This is a genomic window from Clostridioides sp. ZZV14-6153 (genome assembly GCF_020657855.1).
In the GTDB taxonomy this organism is placed as follows: Bacteria; Bacillota; Clostridia; order Peptostreptococcales; family Peptostreptococcaceae; genus Clostridioides.
Genome location: NZ_JAGWCZ010000012.1, coordinates 105,987 through 124,856 on the forward strand (window position 1 = coordinate 105,987; position 18,870 = coordinate 124,856).

At 27.8% G+C, this 18,870-nt stretch carries 15 protein-coding genes, 1 pseudogene, 1 riboswitch and 1 other annotated feature; of the genes and pseudogenes, 11 read left to right on the forward strand and 5 right to left on the reverse strand.

Features of this window, described 5'->3' with window-relative positions:
• Nucleotides 1-157 precede the first annotated feature (157 nt).
• From KGF46_RS14710 to rgaR, 5 genes are all read left to right on the forward strand, one after another.
• Entirely contained in the window at nt 158-1,030 is an 873-nt protein-coding gene (locus KGF46_RS14710) for an FUSC family protein (RefSeq protein WP_227433692.1), read from the forward strand.
• 83 nt (nt 1,031-1,113) lie between these two features.
• Entirely contained in the window at nt 1,114-2,550 is a 1,437-nt protein-coding gene (locus KGF46_RS14715) for a [Fe-Fe] hydrogenase large subunit C-terminal domain-containing protein (RefSeq protein ID WP_227862140.1), read from the forward strand.
• 48 nt (nt 2,551-2,598) lie between these two features.
• Nucleotides 2,599-3,426 (forward strand): polysaccharide deacetylase family protein, encoded by an 828-nt coding sequence (locus tag KGF46_RS14720; protein ID WP_227828313.1) that lies wholly within the window; start codon nt 2,599-2,601, stop codon nt 3,424-3,426.
• A 326-nt stretch (nt 3,427-3,752) separates the two neighbouring features.
• Nucleotides 3,753-4,017 (forward strand) — a binding site (T-box leader).
• Between the two features lie 76 nt (nt 4,018-4,093).
• Nucleotides 4,094-6,760, forward strand: a complete 2,667-nt coding sequence (locus KGF46_RS14725) for a valine--tRNA ligase (protein ID WP_227861603.1) — start codon at nt 4,094-4,096, stop codon at nt 6,758-6,760.
• Between the two features lie 420 nt (nt 6,761-7,180).
• Nucleotides 7,181-7,891: a two-component system response regulator RgaR gene (gene rgaR, locus KGF46_RS14730; protein WP_227828315.1), complete on the forward strand. Its 711-nt coding sequence runs from the start codon at nt 7,181-7,183 to the stop codon at nt 7,889-7,891.
• A 256-nt stretch (nt 7,892-8,147) separates the two neighbouring features.
• Here rgaR and KGF46_RS14735 read toward each other — a convergent pair whose 3' ends face one another.
• Both KGF46_RS14735 and KGF46_RS14740 read right to left on the reverse strand, forming a co-directional pair.
• Nucleotides 8,148-8,471 carry an AzlD domain-containing protein gene (locus KGF46_RS14735; RefSeq protein ID WP_227433697.1) on the reverse strand — a complete coding sequence of 108 codons (324 nt, stop codon included), beginning with the start codon at nt 8,469-8,471 and terminating at the stop codon, nt 8,148-8,150.
• Nucleotides 8,464-9,177, reverse strand: coding sequence for an AzlC family ABC transporter permease (locus KGF46_RS14740; protein ID WP_227828316.1), 714 nt, complete (start codon nt 9,175-9,177; stop codon nt 8,464-8,466). The genes KGF46_RS14735 and KGF46_RS14740 overlap by 8 nt, the downstream gene beginning before the upstream one ends.
• 761 nt (nt 9,178-9,938) lie before the next feature.
• On the opposite strand from KGF46_RS14740, the gene KGF46_RS14745 reads away from it, so the two are divergent.
• Nucleotides 9,939-10,964 (forward strand): S8 family peptidase, encoded by a 1,026-nt coding sequence (locus KGF46_RS14745; protein WP_227841239.1) that lies wholly within the window; start codon nt 9,939-9,941, stop codon nt 10,962-10,964.
• 129 nt (nt 10,965-11,093) lie between these two features.
• Nucleotides 11,094-12,392, forward strand: coding sequence for a bifunctional folylpolyglutamate synthase/dihydrofolate synthase (locus KGF46_RS14750; protein WP_227828318.1), 1,299 nt, complete (start codon nt 11,094-11,096; stop codon nt 12,390-12,392).
• Between the two features lie 136 nt (nt 12,393-12,528).
• Here the strand turns inward: KGF46_RS14750 and KGF46_RS14755 are convergent, their stop codons facing one another.
• A complete protein-coding gene (locus KGF46_RS14755) occupies nt 12,529-12,774 on the reverse strand; it encodes a TIGR03905 family TSCPD domain-containing protein (RefSeq protein WP_227433701.1) in 246 nt (81 codons plus the stop codon).
• Nucleotides 12,775-12,922: 148 nt separating this feature from the next.
• Between KGF46_RS14755 and KGF46_RS14760 the strand changes: the two genes are divergently transcribed.
• Nucleotides 12,923-13,789 (forward strand): YncE family protein, encoded by an 867-nt coding sequence (locus KGF46_RS14760; protein WP_227862141.1) that lies wholly within the window; start codon nt 12,923-12,925, stop codon nt 13,787-13,789.
• A 3-nt stretch (nt 13,790-13,792) separates the two neighbouring features.
• On the opposite strand, the gene KGF46_RS14765 is transcribed toward KGF46_RS14760, so the two are convergent.
• Both KGF46_RS14765 and KGF46_RS14770 read right to left on the reverse strand, forming a co-directional pair.
• Nucleotides 13,793-14,329, reverse strand: a complete 537-nt coding sequence (locus KGF46_RS14765) for a DUF4364 family protein (protein WP_009891708.1) — start codon at nt 14,327-14,329, stop codon at nt 13,793-13,795.
• A 190-nt stretch (nt 14,330-14,519) separates the two neighbouring features.
• Complete coding sequence (locus KGF46_RS14770; protein WP_003422115.1) at nt 14,520-14,723, reverse strand: alpha/beta-type small acid-soluble spore protein; 204 nt, start codon at nt 14,721-14,723, stop codon at nt 14,520-14,522.
• Nucleotides 14,724-15,013: 290 nt separating this feature from the next.
• On the opposite strand from KGF46_RS14770, the gene KGF46_RS14775 reads away from it, so the two are divergent.
• From KGF46_RS14775 to KGF46_RS14785, 3 genes and pseudogenes are all read left to right on the forward strand, one after another.
• A complete protein-coding gene (locus KGF46_RS14775) occupies nt 15,014-15,778 on the forward strand; it encodes a polysaccharide deacetylase family protein (protein WP_227828319.1) in 765 nt (254 codons plus the stop codon).
• A gap of 390 nt (nt 15,779-16,168) precedes the next feature.
• Entirely contained in the window at nt 16,169-17,482 is a 1,314-nt protein-coding gene (gene prdC, locus KGF46_RS14780; protein ID WP_227433704.1) for a proline reductase-associated electron transfer protein PrdC, read from the forward strand.
• 442 nt (nt 17,483-17,924) lie between these two features.
• Nucleotides 17,925-18,010: riboswitch (cyclic di-GMP riboswitch) on the forward strand.
• A 585-nt stretch (nt 18,011-18,595) separates the two neighbouring features.
• A pseudogene (locus tag KGF46_RS14785) lies at nt 18,596-18,870 on the forward strand (cell surface protein); the annotation flags it as partial.

Here is an 18,870-nt window from a genome sequence, read left to right on the forward strand (position 1 = left end):
AAAACTGCTTTATAGCAGTTTTTTTTATTGTCTAAATTAAAATGTAATTGTTAAAAAGATGCGATTAATGGGTAAATTTAAAAAATTGTGATATACTAGGAACATATTAAATATGAGGATGCGTATTTTATATAAGGTGCTTTTAGGAGGTGGAAATTTGAAACTTCAAAAGATGGGTATGAGGACTATAAAGACAGGAATTAGTGTAACTTTATGTATGCTTCTTGGTAATTATTTAGTTGAGAATATGTTTTATTCTCTAGTAGCATGTATAATTTCTGTTCAGGACACAGTGAAAGGTTCTTTAAAGACAGGAATCAATAGAGTAGAAGGTACTATTTTAGGTGGTATAATAGGATTTTTATTTGCTATCACCAAAGCGGGAGACCCATTTTTATGTGGTCTTGGTGTAATGTGTTCAATATATCTATGTAATCTGTTTAAAATAAAGTCAGTAGTTGTTGCCTGTGTCACTTTTCTAGCCATACATCTAGGTGTGGGAAACAATGACCCCGTATACTATTCTTTACACAGGGTATTAGATACATCTGTAGGAGTTTTATTTGGTGTACTCGTTAATTATTATGTTGCTAGACCAAACTACCTAAATAGTGTTATAGATGAGTTTAAAAAAATAGAAGAACTTTCAATGTTGCTTATTGAAGAAAAAATACTTAGAAAAGAAAATCTAGACGTAGAAAAATTTGAAGAAGAAGTAGAGAAATTGGAAGAAATATATTCAAAACTTATCGATGAGTTAGACTATAGTTTAAGTGAAACCAATATAGAAAAAATAGAAAATGCCTTAAGGATATGTAGAGAAATCCACTTTCACATGCAATCTATAGAGTTACTAGAAAACAAACTCTATTTAAAAGAGCATACATATAAGTACCTTAAGAAAACATATGGTGTGGATGAACTGGATTGGAATGTAGATGAAGAAAAAAGTCCAGTGTTTAACTATCATTTAATGAAAATAATGCTTGAAATAGAATTATTGAAAAAATTAAATAAGTCATATCAATAATAGTCAATAAATAATAAATAAAAAATAGTATCTTTGTAAATATTAAACATATATAAGTTTAATTTACGGAGGTACTATTTTTTATGAATACTATAAATGAAAATTCTAAAATATTAGAAAGATACAAAATGAAGCTTTTTGGAGAACTTGTAAAGGCAGTATGGAATGAGGATACAGAAGATATTGAAAACTTGCCTGAAAAAATTTTAAGTGAAGACTTAAAAGAAAATTTAGATAGTCATTTTGATAAGCAATTTGATAAAGATACTATGGTGAATTTAATCAGGGTAACTATGGGATTAGATGTAACAGGAGATACAGATAAAAACCTAAAAGATGCACTGCACGAAGCTGTAAATTTAGATGAAGTAAAAAGACCAATAATATCTATAATATCAGATGCTTGTAAATATTGTGATGAAAATAATAAAGAAGATGAGTCATGCAAGATAAGAAATAAGCATATTAATTGTAATGAGGAAGATACATGTAGTGCCTGTGGTGATTGTGTGTCAAGATGTAAATTGGGTGCAATATCAGACAAGATAGAATTTATACCGATGATAAAGCTATTAAAAGATATAAAGAGTCCTGTATATGCAATAGTCGCACCAGCTTTTGTAGGTCAATTTGGAAAAGATGTAAGTCCTGGTAAGTTAAGAACTGCATTAAAAAAGATAGGATTTGAAGATATGATAGAGGTTGCTTTAGCAGCAGATATGCTTACTGCAAAAGAAGCATATGACTATTATGAGCATATGAAAAATGATGAAGAAGGATGCTTTATAACTAGTTGCTGTTGTCCTATTTGGGTTAGCTTAATACAAAATAGTTTTCCTCAAATATTAGATAAGGTATCACCATCTGTGTCACCTATGATTGCTTGTGGTAGAGCTGTAAAAATTTTAAATCCAGAGGCTAAAGTTGTATTTATAGGCCCTTGTATGGCAAAGAAGAAAGAAGCAATGTTGGAAGATATAAAGGATGCGGTTGATTTTGTGCTTACATTTAAAGAATTACAGGAAATATTTGATGCATTAGAACTAAATCCAGCAGTAATGGATGAAAGTAATAGAGTAGAAGCATCTCTTTCAGGTAGAGTTTATGCTAGAACAGGGGGTGTAAGTAAAGCTGTTAAATTATCAGTTAGAAGAATTGATAAAAATATAAAGTTTAAAGAAAAAGCATTTGAAGGAACAAAAGAATGTATGGATGGTCTAAAGAAAGTTTTAAATAAAGAGATAGAGGCTACTTTCATAGAAGGAATGGGTTGCGTAGGAGGTTGTGTGGGAGGTCCTAAGCGTATTTTAAGTGTAGAAGAAGGTACTAAGAATGTCGATGAATACAGTGAAAGTACAAATATGGAAACACCATTTGATAATTTAAATGTGCTACAATTTTTAACTTCTATGGGAATAAAGAGAGTAAAATCATTGGGAGAAAAAGAAGAAGAACAAGTAAAGAAAATATTTAGTAGAGACATAAAAAGTAATAAGAAGGACAATAAATATAAAAAATAATTTTCTTAAGTTTGAGTTTATGTTTTTATAAAAAGGGAGATATGGGGGATGAAAATTAAAGATAATAAAACTGTTTTTCATGTAATTATACGTGTATTTCTTGTAGCTATTTTAATTCTAACTGGGACATTATTAGAAGAAAAAATTAACAATGTTCCAGTTGAAAATCTCAATACAAAAGATAAAACTACATTAGAATTACTTTCTCAAAATAATACTTTAGGAGAAATTATATATAAAACATCTCAAGAAGAGGGGAAAGGACCAGGAGCTACATCTGAAAAAGTTGCATACATAACAATAGATGATGGACCATCAAAATATACAAATGCATTGCTCGATATTTTAAAAGAAAATGATGTCAAAGCGACATTTTTTATGCTTAATCAAAATATGAAAAACCACAAAGAAGAGGTGAAGAGAGTCTTAGAAGAAAAAAATTCAATAGGATTTCATAGTGTAAGTCATGATATACATAAGTTGTATAAGAGTCCAGAAATAACAGTTGGAGAATTTAACACATGTAATAAAACACTACAAGATATAACTGGTCAAAGCTCAAAATTAATAAGGCTACCATATGGAAGTAAGCCATATATGCCAGAAGGTTCATACGATAAGCTTATGGCAAATGATTACCTAATTTGGGATTGGAATTTAGATACGCAAGACTGGAAATCGTCCACAAGTCAAATAGTTAGTAATATCTTATATTATGGAAGAAAAAGAGATGAATTAGTAGTATTAATTCATGAAAAAGAACAAAGCGTAAATGCTTTAAATAATATGATAAGAATTTTAAAAGAAAGAGGATATACTATATTGCCAATCACAGAGAATGTTATGCCTAAAAACTTCTGGCAAGAAAACCTATAGTAAATTTTTAAAAATATAAAATACAATAAAGCATTTATAAAATATAATACATAACTTAATGACATTTAAAATATTATAGTTAAAATGTCATATAGGAAAATAGCATATAAAGTGAAGCTAGCATAAAATTGATAAAATAGTAGCAAAAATGTCAATAAAGTAATAGAATAATTATTGACTATATAAAACAAAATAATGTAAAAAACATAGTATAGATTATAATAATTAGCATAGAATATAAAAAATAATAATTAAGAAAATTCAGAAAAAATAAAATAAAAATAATTGACAAAGAGAATAATATTTGTATATAATAATATATAATATTAAAGACTAAGAAGAAGAGGAGTAAGTAAATACTACTAAAAGAGAGGAAAATTCACTGGCTGTAAGATTTTCTAAGTATAAGGTTTACTGAATGTAGCTTTGGAGTTTCTAAACTGAACTATTAGTAAGTTTAGACGGTTAGAATCGTTAAATTCTTTGAGAGTCAAAGTTATTAAGATTGTCATTAACTATTAATTTAATTATATGTTGATGAATTTTTAAACTTTGGAATTAAGGTGGTAACGCGAGCTTTTCGTCCTTTTAAAAGAGGATGAAAGGCTCTTTTTTATTCACAAAAATATTTTAAAAATTTATTTATAAAAATATAGGAGGCAATACAATGGAAAATACGAACTTATCAAAAACTTATAATCCTAAAGATTTTGAGGCTAGGCTATATAAAAAATGGATGGATGAAGGGTATTTTAAATCTAAACCAAACCCAGATAAAAAACCATTTACAATAATGATGCCACCTCCAAATATAACAGGGCAATTGCATATGGGACATGCGCTTGACCATACTCTTCAAGATATACTTATTAGATGGAAACGTATGGATGGATATGAAGCTTTTTGGCTTCCAGGAACTGACCATGCTTCTATAGCAACTGAAGTTAAAGTTGTTGAAAGAATAAAAAAAGAAGAAGGTAAGACTAAATACGAAATAGGAAGAGAAGAATTTTTAAAGAGAGCTTGGGCATGGAGAGACGAATTTGGAGGAAAAATAGTTAATCAGCTTAAACAATTAGGAGATTCTTGTGATTGGGATAAAGAAAGATTTACTATGGATGAAGGTTGTAATGAAGCAGTTATAGAGTTCTTTGTAAACCTATATGAAAAAGGGCATATATACAGAGGAAATAGAATAATAAACTGGTGCCCAGACTGTAAAACTACTTTATCAGATGCAGAAGTTGAGCATGAAGAGCAGGATGGAAACTTTTATCATATAAAATATCCATTAAAAGATAGTGAAGACTTCTTGGAAATAGCTACTACTAGACCTGAAACAATGATAGGGGATACTGGTATAGCTGTAAATCCAGAAGATGATAGATACAAACACTTAATAGGAAAAACAGCAATACTTCCATTAGTAGGAAGAGAACTTCCAATAGTTGCAGATAGTTATGTAGATTTAGAGTTTGGAACTGGTGCTGTTAAGATGACTCCAGCTCATGACCCTAACGACTTTGAAGTAGGTTTAAGACATAATCTTGAGCAATTAAATACAATGAATGAAGATGGAACTATGAACGAAGTTTGTGGAAAATATGAAGGCATGGATAGATTTGAGTGTAGAAAAGCCATCATAGCAGACTTAAAAGAACAAGGATATCTAATCAAGATAAAAGAACATAATCACAATGTAGGAACTTGTTATAGATGCCATACAGTAATTGAGCCTAGATTATCAGAGCAATGGTTTGTTAAGATGGAAGAACTTGCAAAACCAGCTATAGATATTCTTAAAAAAGGAGAATTAGAATTTGTTCCAGACAAGTTTGATAAAACTTATTTACAATGGTTAGAAAATATAAGAGATTGGTGTATATCAAGACAATTATGGTGGGGTCATCAAATACCAGCTTACTATTGTCAAGAGTGTGGAGAAATAGTAGTTGCTAAAAAAATGCCAGATAAATGCCCTAAATGTGGAAGCACTCATTTTAAACAAGATGAAGACGCACTAGATACTTGGTTTAGTTCTGCATTATGGCCTTTTTCTACTCTAGGATGGCCAAATAAGACAGATGCATTAGATTATTATTACCCAACAAGTGTACTTGTTACAGGATATGATATAATATTCTTCTGGGTAGTTAGAATGGCATTTGCAGGTATGTTCTGTATGAATGAAAAGCCATTTGACCATGTATTAGTTCATGGCTTAGTAAGAGACTCTCAAGGTAGAAAAATGAGTAAATCTTTAGGAAATGGTATTGACCCATTAGAAATAATCGAGCAATATGGAGCTGATGCACTAAGATTTACATTAACAACTGGAAATTCCCCAGGAAATGATATGAGATTCTATATGGAAAGAGTAGAATTTGCTAGAAACTTTGCTAATAAATTGTGGAATGCATCAAGATTTGTATTTATGAATATTGATGAGGAGATAATTAAGAATATAAATAGAGAAAATGTAAAAGATAATTTAACTCTAGCTGACAAATGGATAATATCAAGAGCCAATGATATTGTAAAAGAAGCTACTAATAACATGGATAAATTTGATTTAGGAATAGCATTACAAAAGATATATGATTTTACTTGGTCAGAATACTGTGACTGGTATATTGAAATGGTTAAACCTAGATTATATGGAGACGATACAGACGCTAAGTCTGCCGCTTTATATACATTAACTTATGTACTTGAAAAAATATTAAAATTATTACATCCATATATGCCATTTATAACAGAGGAAATATATACTCATCTTCCTACTGTTGAAGGTTGTATAATAGTATCTGAATGGCCAAAATATAATGAAGAAGATAATATGGCTGATGAAGAAGAAATGATGAGTTTATTAATGGAAGGTATAAGAAGTATAAGAAATGTGAGAGCAGAAATGAATGTACCACCTTCTAAGAAAGCTAAATTGATAATAGTACCAAGTGAAGATAAGATAGAAACTATTGAACTTGGTAAGGATTATTTTATAACTTTAGCATCTGCTTCAACTGTTGAGATAGCAAAAGACAAATCAAATGTACCAGAAGATGCAGTTGGTGTAGTTATTGATGGTGTTGAAATATTCATACCTCTTAATGAATTAGTTGACTTTGAAAAAGAAATTGAAAGGCTATCTAAAGAAATGAAAAAGTTAGAGGGAGAAATAAAGAGAGTTAATGGAAAACTTGCAAATCAAGGATTCTTAGAAAAAGCTCCTGAAAGCTTAATAGAAGAAGAAAAAGCTAAAAAAGAAAAATTTGAAGAAATGATTAAGTCTGTTGAGGAAAGATTAGCCAATTTAAAAACTAAAGTAAAATAAATGTGTAGGATAAAAACATACAAAGAGTACTAAATATGTATTCTTTGTATGTTTTTCTTTCTATGTAGATAAATATGATGTTATAATTTTTTAGAGATATATGATATTTTTATTTTATTATGACTATATTAATTTTATATTTTTGAACTTTATAATCAATAAAAAATTGATATATTATAATATTTAATATAGGATAATAAATACATGTTGCATTTATTTTCCTATATTTTTTTATGTTGTATAGTTGAAAAAATATATAAATTTGTCAAAAAATAAGTTTATATATCAAAAATAATTGTTATAAGTAATTTAATCGACAATTTAAATTTATATCAAAATTTAAATATAAAGCTAGCTAGATACAGTTTGTAAATTGAAATAAAGTAAACTAAATGATATTTTAGATTTGGAGGTGATATTATGTTTAGGGTAGTTATATGTGATGACGAAAAAATACAAAGAAGCATACTAAAAGAGTTTGCAGAAAAACTGTTGTCTGAAAGGTGTCTAAATTATCAAATATTGGAATTTTCCTGTGGAGAAGATTTACTCTCCAAATACCCAGAAAAAATTGACATTATATTTTTAGATATCCAAATGAAAGATATTAATGGAATTGAGGTGGCTAAAAAAATAAGAAAGTTTGATGAAAAAGTAGAGATTATATTTACAACAGCTTTTTCAGAGTATGCCCCACAAGGTTATGAAGTTCGTGCTTATAGGTATTTAGTAAAACCTATAGACTATAGTAATTTCGCAATGGGTGTAAATCTTTGTATTGATAACCTTCAAAGAAAGAAGGAACGTTATATAGTTTTGTACAACAAAAAAGGATTTAACAGAATACTGATAGATTCTATTTTGTATGTTGAAACTGTAAAGAGAGATTTAGTTGTACATACATCAGGTAGAGATTATAAAGCTAATATGAGTATGAAACAAGCGGAAAAGTTATTGTGTGAAAATGGCTTTTTTAGATGTCATACAAGTTTCATTGTTAACTTGAGAAGAATAGAAGATATTGGAGACAATATGATTACTATTAATGAAAAATTTATACCTATTAGTAAGTACAGACTCAAAGATTTAAAAGCAACACTAACAAGCTTGTTATGTGATATAATGTATTAATTTTGAAAAAGGTAAAGAAATATGGTAAAAAATATTTAGTGTCATCACAAAGCTATTGATTCAAAGCTGTCTTAATGTAGAAGAACTTTTCTATATTAAGACAGTCTTTATTATGTAAAATGGTAATTTAGCAGTTATCAATATTGTTTTATATGTAAGGTATGCTAATTATAATATGTATTAATTTAATTTTTAAATATTAACTTCAATATAATGTATTTTATATTTTGTACTATATCATATGTTGTATATAGTATTATAATATAATTCCAAATAAAAATATGGATATTGCACCTACAGCTATTGATACTGCAATAGACTTAAACTTATAAGCTACTAATAGTACTATTATACCTGAAATAATCTTAGGATTAGTAAATGAAAGGTATAGATTATCTCCATTAAAGAAAATATCTTTTGCTATTAGTGAACTAAGTATAGCAATAGGTATAAATTTCATGATATCTTTAATAGATTCAGGCATATCATTTTTTGAGAATATTATCATAGGTAAAATTCTTGGAATATAAGTAACAATTGCCATGCCTAAGATAACGATAATTATGTAATTATTATTCATAGTAGCCTTCCTTTCTATGTGTTAATTTTTGAATATAAAAACCAAATAAAGAAGATAAAATTGATGCTATTATAATAACTAAACTATTCTTAAAGAAAGTATATAAAACTACTGATAATAATATAGAAAGTATAGAAACAAGTACATATATTTTATTTTTAATTTGATTAACTATTAGAGTAATGAACATAGCTGTTAATAGAAAGCCAGCAACAGAATCGCTTATATGAACAATCTCTCCAAGAAATGCGCCCACGAAGCAACTTACAGCCCATACTAATATACAAAGGTTATTTAAGTATAAAGCATGTGTATCAGTCCAATTTCCATAAGTATATTTTTCTAAGTTTATAGCAAATGTTTCATCTGTAACACCATGACAAAAATACATTAAAAATTTCATGTTCTTATTTTTTATGTGCATATGTAAGTTAGAGCTCATTAGGAAGTTGCGAAGATTCAATATAAATGTAGTTAAAATTATCGAAGTAATACTTCCATTTGAAGCGAGCATAGAAGCAGCTACAAATTGTGAGCTACCAGCAAATACTATAAATGACATAAATAATATATAGAAGGCTGGTAGACCTGCTTTTTGAAGCATAATACCACAAATAAGTCCTAAGGGAATATATCCTAGAAATATTGGGATTGATGCTAGAAAGCTTTCCTTTAAGATTTCTCTTTTTGACATGTCTTTTTTCAAATACAATCACCCCTTAAAAATAATGAATATTTATAAAATTCTATAAATAATTGCTTCATTTTATTATAGCTATTTTAGCTAGTTATATCAATGCTTAAGATAGTAGCATGTAAGTATCAAAAAATCCACTTATAGTCTGTAGAACTTATGGTAATGATTTAATAAATAGTTTAATTCTATTAAAAGATTTCCTTTTATGCAATTTATTTATTGAAATATGATATAATGTATTAGGTATGTGGTATTATTTAACATGCAAGAGAAATTTTATTTGATTGGATTTTTTAGATACTAACAAAATATAGTTTTTTAATATTATTTTTTAATATTACTTACTGATATTAATTTTTAGAATAGTGCTTAAATGGGTTGTACAACATATAAAGATAATTATTCCCCCTAGATAAATAAAATTAAGATATATAATATTTAAATTACAAAATATGAAATATAATTAATAGTTAATTGTGAATAAAGAATAACAAAATATACAAGGGGATTGTCTAATAGAAAAGACAATCCCCTTTTTACAAATAATTCTAAATTGTGATATAAATCTAAAAATTTTATCGTAATATTTAACAATTTAATGACAATAATTGATATAATTAAGATAAATTAAGTATATAGTGTACTTATTTTATGTTTTTAGCAACAAATAGAGCATTTAAAAGATAAATTGTGCCACTTAAATTAAGGTTTAAGATGAACTATTAATGTAGATATATTAAAAACTTTTAGTAATGGAGAATATATGTGATATGAATAATAAAGTTAAGGTTGCAGTATTAGATACAGGAATAGATAAAGAACATGATTACTTAAAAGATAACTTAGTTGGAGGAATTGCTTTTGAATGTATACATGACTATATTTTTATATCAGACAAATTTGATGATGAAGATGGTCATGGAACTGCTTGTGCATCAATAATCAAAAAGGAGTATGAAGATGTAGAGCTATTTGTGATAAAAATTTTAGGTAATAAAGATAGTATTACAAATATAAAGGTTCTTGAAGAGGCATTAAAATACCTTTTGGATACTAATATAAGACTGATTAACTTAAGTTTATCAGTTATAGGTGTAGAAAGTGTTAAGGGCTTATTTGAAGTTTGCTATGAATTGTTTAGAAAAGGAAAGATAATAGTATGTTCCTTAGCTAATAACTTTGACTTGAGTTATCCAGCTATGTTTAACAATGTCATAGGTGTAAGGGCTTCTACTTTGGATATAGAGAATTCTTTTTGGTACAATAAAAAATATGATGTTCAATGTGTTATGGATAGTAATTCATATATAAGTTGTGATATAAATAATTCTTTCAGATTACCACCAAAATGTAATAGTTATGTAGCTGCAAAATTTACTGGGAAAATAGCTAAAATATTGTCAGAAGAGCCAAACATAACAATATACGCGTTAAATAAAAAACTCGAGTCTCTAGCAACCAAAAATTGTTGGAGTAGTTGTGATTTAGACAAGTATAGTAGGATTCCAGATTTTAAAGTGGATTTATATGATAAGGAAAATGCTCTGCTTGTGGAAGTTGCTGATGTTATTAGAGAGTGTTTAAATACTGAAGCTGATAATGAAAAATTATTTCAATGTAGCCTTTTTAATAAAGAGATAGGATTAGTTTATGATAATTGTTTTAATCTATTAGAAAAATTAGAGAACAGATTTGATTTGAAATTTAATTATATGGACATATCAAAATATGACTTAGTTTCCATATATACATTAACTGAATTAGTAGAAAGATATACAAATACAAAAGATAAATAAAAATTTATGAACCAAATTTAATGTAGAAGGTGTTAGATTATATGTATTCTTTGTCAGTAGATTAAAAGTGAAAAATATACTATAATTAGATAACATAAAATAAAATGCCAATACAGGGGGAATTAGATAATGAAATATGAAGAAGCATTAGAATATATATCACAAACCAATAAGTTTGGTATAAGATTAGGTTTAGAGAATATTGGGAAATTATTAGAACTGTTGGGAAATCCACAAGAAACTTTAAATATAATACATGTAGCTGGAACTAATGGAAAAGGTTCGGTGTGTTCTTTTATTTCTAATATACTAAGAGAAAGTGGATATAAGGTCGGCCTATACACATCTCCATATCTAGAAACTTTTACTGAGCGTATAAGAGTAAATGGAGAGAATATACCACAAGAAGATGTTGCTAGAATAATTGATTTAATAAAAGAAAAGATAGAAGTTATGGTAAGCCAAGGTTATGCATATCCAACTGAATTTGAAGTAGTTACTGCAATGGCATTTTATTACTATTCAGAGCAAAAAGTAGATTTTGTAGCTTTAGAAGTTGGATTAGGTGGAAGATATGATGCTACAAATATAATAACAAAATCACTTGTAAGTGTAATAACATCTATAAGTTTAGACCATACAGGAATACTTGGAGATACAATAGAAAAAATAGCATATGAAAAAGCTGGTATAATAAAGGAAAATGGAGTAGTACTTGTATATGACCAGACTGATGAAGCAAAGGATGTTATAAAGTCAGTTTGCAAAGAAAAAAATGCAAAATACATAGAAGTTAATTTTGACAATATAAATATAAAAAAATCAAACATAAACTTTCAAGTGTATGATTGTAATGTAATGGGAGAAACTTATAAGAATCTTGAAATAACGTTGATAGGTGAACATCAAATAAATAATTCTATATTGGCAATGAGTGTACTAAAATATCTAAAAGATACAAAAAAATTAGATAATGTAAGTGAAGAATCTATAAGAGAAGGTCTCATAACTACTAAATGGCCAGGAAGAATAGAAAAGATAAAAGAAAGTCCAATTTTTATAATAGATGGAGCACATAACGAAGATGGAGCAAAATCTTTAGCAAAAGCACTTGATAAACATTTTAAAGATAAAAAACTAACTTTATTAATAGGTATGTTGGAAGATAAAGATATTGATGGTGTTTTGGACATACTAATGCCTAAATTTAGCAAAGTAGTGACAACAACTCCTAATAATCCAAGAGCTATAAATTCAGATATATTAAAAGAAAAAATATTAAAATATGTAAGTGATGTAACGTCAAAATATGAAATAGAAGATGCAGTTAATTATACATTGGAAACATCAAATAAGGATGATATTATAATAAGTGCAGGTTCTTTATATATGATAGGCACAGTAAGAACTTTGGTAAAGAAATTATAATCTTATAAAATAAATACATATAAATATATAGATAAAAATAAAAGACATATAAAGAGGAGTTGGCTAAAATAATAGACAACTCCTTTTTTAATAAAATCAGTTTTTAGATGAGTGTATTACTATATATTATCAATATCTAGATAGATTGACGAATGGCTTTAGATAATTGGTCTGGGCAAGAAGTACCTTTACCTCCACAATCAATACCATTTAATTTATCAGCAATTTCAAGAGCATTTTGACCAATTATTAAACTCTTAAGCCCTAATAAATTTCCATTACATCCGCCTATAAACTCAGCATCAACAATCACATTATTTTCATCAACTTCAAAAAACATCTCTCTACAACAAACACCACTTGGGTTAAAAGTAACCTTCATAAAAAAGACCTCCATTAATTATTATTTCATTGTGTCAACATCAATAATAATACCAAATATATGTATAATAATGCAACTATAAAGCATAATACAAGCTAATAAAATAATATATTATTGTAGTATATGTATTGTAGAGAGGAGGGGTTATATGAAAATCTATATTTCTAACTACCTATCAAAGAGCATTAGTATAGTTGATTATTCTACGCTTGAACTAGAAAAAGAAATAGTATTAGAGGATAATATATATCCACATCATTTTTGCATAGAAAAGGAAAAAAATTTGATATACATACCTAGTTCGAGCAATGGAATACTATATGTTTTAGACTTAAGTAATGATAAAATAATTGATACTGTTTCTATAGGAGGAAGTCTTAGTCAAGTTATGCTTAGTGATAATGAGTTATTTGTAGCAAATGAAGATTCAAATAGCATATATATATTGGATAAAAACACATTAAATCCAATAGGAATCATTGGCGTTGATAATATGCCACATGGATTTGATTTTGACAGAGAGAGTAAAAAGCTATATGTACCATGTATAAATTCGATAGTATGTATAGACACAATAAATAAAAGTATACAAAAGAAAATCAATATGGACTTTAGAGCATGGCATATAGCACTTGATAAACAAAAGAAAGAAATGTATATATCAACACTTGATGGAAAGCTTGTAATAGTTGATGAAGTAAGTATGGATATAAAAAAGGTATTATATGAATTCTTATTGCCAGTAGAAATAAGGTTTAATTATAGTGGGAAAAAAGTTTATGTTGCTGACTTGGGTTATAATAATGTAAGAATTTTGGATTATACAACAAGTAAATATATTGGAAATATTGAAATAGATGGAATTCCTCAGGGATTAGAAATATCTAAAGATGAAAAGTTATTATTTGTATCAGATACTCAAGAGAACTCAGTTAAAGTCTATGAAACTGCAAATAACAAATTAATAAAGGTAATCAAGGTAGGAAAAGAGCCTACAACTATAGTTTGTTTGTAGGCCTTAATGTATGTCTCTTATAAGTAAGTCGATAACTTCAGCATACATATAAGATGCATTGTTTTTCCAATTGTTACAAATAAGTTTTGCTTGTTTCTCTGATGAAACATTTAGATTTAAATCTATTAAGTTAGATTGATTTTCTATGACTCTAAGATTGACAATGAATTCATTATCACTTTGTTTTACGAAGCTAGATTTTACTTGAGTATCTGCTAGTAAATTTTCTTTATTAGAATCTATATACTTGTCTATTTTTTCAGTAACACTAGTAGGTATTCGATTAAAAAAGTATTCTAGACTTTCTACGCCTCTTTGAGTAAGAGCATAATATTCTCTGTCAGAGTCTTTATATGTAGTCAAAAACTTAGATTCCATAAGCTGAGATAAAAGTTGTTGTAATGAAAAGTAATTCATCATTTCAGTCTCTAATACTACTTGAGTTATTTGAGAATTAGTTAAGTCCATTTTAATTTTTTCCAATATATACAAAATTAAAAGTTTGTGATAAGCTAATTCTTCAGATGAGTTTTCAAACATAAATATCATCCTCCGTCAAACTATTTCTATATATAATATATTAAACTAATTTATACAAAATTAAAAGAATAATTTGTATAGTATCATTAATCTTTAACAAATTATATAAAATTAATTTTATAAATGAAGACAAGAAAACAGGGCTACCAATCGGCAGCCCTGTTGATACCCAGGTGTCAAAATTTACTATCTATTTTCCAGCCATTTGTCTTTCAGCCATTTCAACTAATTTCTTAGTCATGTATCCACCAACATATCCATTTTCTCTAGCTGTTAAGTTACCTTTGTCTATGTTTTCATAGTTAGATAAACCTATTTCGTTAGCTATTTCTAATTTCATTTGATTTAAAGCTGCTTTTGCCTCTGGCACTACTGTTCTGTTTGAATTTGACATAGTAAATTTCCTCCTTAAATAATTAGTTTATGATGTCTAACAACACTTTTATTTATGTGATGTTAATACTAATTTCTCCAAAATAAAAATAATATATACAGAAAAATAAAGGTAAAAATGTAAAAAATATAAAAAAATTAAAAAAAGTAGTATTTTAAAGAGGTTAATTGGTCTAATATAGAGTTTATTTTTTTATTTGTTGTCCTATAAATTAAATATTACAGTACTTTTTTGAGCTAAAAAAAAATAAATTTTAAATATAGAAGAATTTATTTAAAAGGGGGAATAGTATGAAAAGAGAAGTTAAGAGAACTAAAGCTTTAATATATAGTGTTTTATTTTTTTCATTGTTATTGGTATTAATATTTGCTCTTGTTTATGGAATAAAATATGTATGCTCTAAATCTGATAACTCAAAAATGCCTATATATAGAGTTGATACAAATGAGAAAAAGATAGCTCTGAGTTTTGATGTTGCTTGGGGAACTGATAACATGGATGATATTCTTAAAATTTTAGATAAACATAACATAAAAGCTACTTTTTTTCTAGTTGGTAGTTGGGTGGATGATAATGAAGAAATTGTTAAAGCTATAGATGAAAAAGGACATGAGATTGGAAATCATTCAAATACTCATGCTAATTTAAAAGAAATATCAAAAGAGGATATAACAGAAGAAATAGAAACTACATCAGAAAAAATATTTAATATAACAGGTAAAAAGACCAATCTATTTAGACCTCCTTTTGGAGACGTAAACAATAAAGCTATGGACATTTGTGGAGATTTAGGTTATAAAGTAATTAAGTGGGATGTAGATTCGATAGATTGGAAAGAACTTGGCCCAAATCATGTAATTGAAAAAGTAATAAAAGAAGCTCAGCCTGGTTCAATAGTTTTATTTCATGCTAATATAAATGATGTAGATAACTATTTGGATACCATAATAAATCGACTTAAAAAAGATGGATATAGCTTAGTAAAAATATCTGATTTATTATATAAAGATAATTACATAGTTGATTCTAATGGAGTACAAAAACCAAAAAATTAATAATCAATAAATGTATATTTTTAGTAGTGTTGTGGAAAATTGTATAGTATATGTTAGAAAAGTGTCGATAAAAAGACGGTGTCTATTTTTTGACACTTTTTTATGCATGTATGTAATATCAATAATTATAGATTAAATCAGTAAAAAAAGCGTCTAATAATTGACTTTTTTTTATTGAGTTTAAATGATTAAATTGAACTACAAACGCTGTAAGATAGTATTTTCAAAGGGTATAACTTTGTTTAAAAGTTGGCATAGAAATTGCTTTGATAATAAGCGATATGTTCTATAGAAATAAACAATATGTTAAAGTCTTGTAATAGAAAAACAAGATTAATATTATTTGAACAGCTTATAAAAAAAATTAATATATTTAAGGGGGCGTACTAGTTGAACAAACTATATTCTATTTTATTAAAACAACACGTTGGTGGTCCAGATAAGCCAGTAGTAAGTGTTGGAGATGTAGTAAAAAAAGGAACTCTAATCGCAGAACCAGCTGGATTAGGAGCAAATATTTATGCCAGTGTTAGTGGAAAAATAAGTGAAATAAATGACCAAGCTATAGTAATTGAAGCTGATGAAGCACAAGATGATACTTTTGAACCATTAAAAGGAGAAAGTATACTTGATTTAATTAAAGAAGCTGGAGTTGTAGGAATGGGTGGAGCAGGATTCCCTACTCATATAAAATTAAATATAGATTTAAAAGGTGGAACAATATTAGCAAATGCAGCTGAATGTGAACCTTTACTAGCTCATAACATAAAAGAAATAGAAGAAAATCCAGAAATAGTTTACAAAGGTATAAAATATGCTATGGAAGTTACTAATGCTGGAAAAGGTATGCTAGCAATAAAGAGCAAACATCCAGAAGCAATAGCAGCATTCAAAAAAGTAATAAAACCAGGAGATAATATAGAGGTTGCTGAACTAGTTGATATGTACCCAATGGGAGAAGAAAGAGCTATAGTAAGAGATGTTCTAGGAAAATTACTTGAGCCAACTCAATTACCTTCAGAAGCTAATGCAGTAGTAATAAACGTAGAAACATTAACTAGAATAGTAGAAGCTGTTGAGCAAAAAAGACCAGTTATATCTAAAAATATAACTGTAGTTGGTCAATTAAACAGTGGAAAAGAATCTATAGTATTTGAAGATGTGCCAATCGGAACTACTGTTGGAGAATTAATTGAAAGAGCTGGTGGAATAAAAGGTGAATATGGTGAAATAATCCTAGGAGGACCTTTCACAGGAAAAGCTACTACTTTAGATACTCCAATAACTAAAACTAGTGGTGGTATAATAGTTACTATGCCATTTGTTAATGAAAAGAGAAAGATGGGTCTTTTAGTCTGTGCATGTGGACCTAACGAAGAAAGAATGAGAGACATAGCAGCTAAAATGGGCGTTACTGATATAGTATCAGTTCAAAAATGTAAACAAGCTCAAGAAATAAAAGGTGCATTAAAATGTGAAAATCCAGGACACTGTCCAGGACAAGCTCAAAAATGTATAGAATTTAAAAAAGCTGGAGCAGAAGTTATATTAATAGGTAACTGTACTGACTGTAGTAATACAGTAATGGGTTCTGCACCAAAATTAAAATTAGGTGTATACCATATCACTGACCATGTAATGAGAACAGTTAATCACCCATTAATAAGAAGAATAAAAGGTGACGTAAGATTAAAAATAAAATAATTAATTAATGTAAAGCCATATAATAAAAACATCTTTAGAAGTGAATCTTAAAAATTACTTCTGAGGATGTTTTTTGATGTAACATATAAGTTAAATTGATAAGATGTGCAAATAAGATGGAAAAAATAGACAAAAATTCATCTATATTGTATAATAATGACAATAGCTATTAAAATTATATCAGACAAAAATAGTAAAGCTCAAATATGTGATTTGTATTGACATATCTAAATTAAATTTAGTCAACTATCCAAATAGAGTAAAAGTTTTTGTGTTATTTAAAGATACTCTATGGTATCTTTTTTAGTATAAAAACGAATTTTTGTCTTATATTAGAAAAATTATCTTGAAATATTAGTTTGTATTTTAATACATTCATAAAAAGTGCACTTAAAGAGTTAAAACATTGAACAAAACATTAAAAAAATAAAAATTACAAAAACCTATTTATAGAAACTGTGAAGTATATCTTAAATTTGGGCACTTAAGGGATATATGGAGTTAGTAGTGCAACCTGCTATAAATATAAATAGGAGTAACTTTTAATTATCAAAAATATATAAACAGACATAATAAAGTACATAAATCATAGTAAATATAGATATAAAATATATTTTTGAAATAGCTCCCTACATTCATAAAGAGTGTAGAGTGGTAGAACATCTGCCCAAAACTCCTTTAATTGCTGGAAGTTCCTAAAGCTAACTAAACCACAACATAATCATGAAATAAGGATAGGTGTGATAGAGTATCTATTTGATAGATACTTGACGGTTACGAAAGTAGAAAAAATTAGTTAGATAGCATAAGGTTAAACCCTAAGCGCCTTAAAAATGGATAATCAGCAGGTAAGCTTCGAAAAGAAGAAACTTCAACGACTAGAGAGAAATCTCGTACCTACAAGTGTGGGGAAATGGGGAGTACCTAATTATTAGGTAATGATATAGTCTGTGCTTAATAGAAATATTAAGAAGTTCATTAGAGAACTGGTTAGGATTAACGACCCTAATTGAACATGCTAAAGATGTATTGTGGAATCAAATCTATACAATAATATAATATTTTGAATTATATTAGATAGATACAATATATATTTTTAGTATCAGGAGAATTTTGAAATTAAAAATTAAAAAATCAAGTATAATTAGTTTAGCCATCGCTTTGAGTATGGCATTTACTACATTTACACCAATAGTATCTTATGCTGCTGAAATGAATGGCAAAGATGTAGTATTTGATGGGGAGAAGCCATCAGATGGGCAAACTCCAGAAGGAGAACAACCATCAGACGGACAAACTCCAGAGGGAGAACAACCATCAGACGGACAAACTCCAGAGGGAGAACAACCATCAGACGGACAAACTCCAGAGGGAGAACAACCATCAGA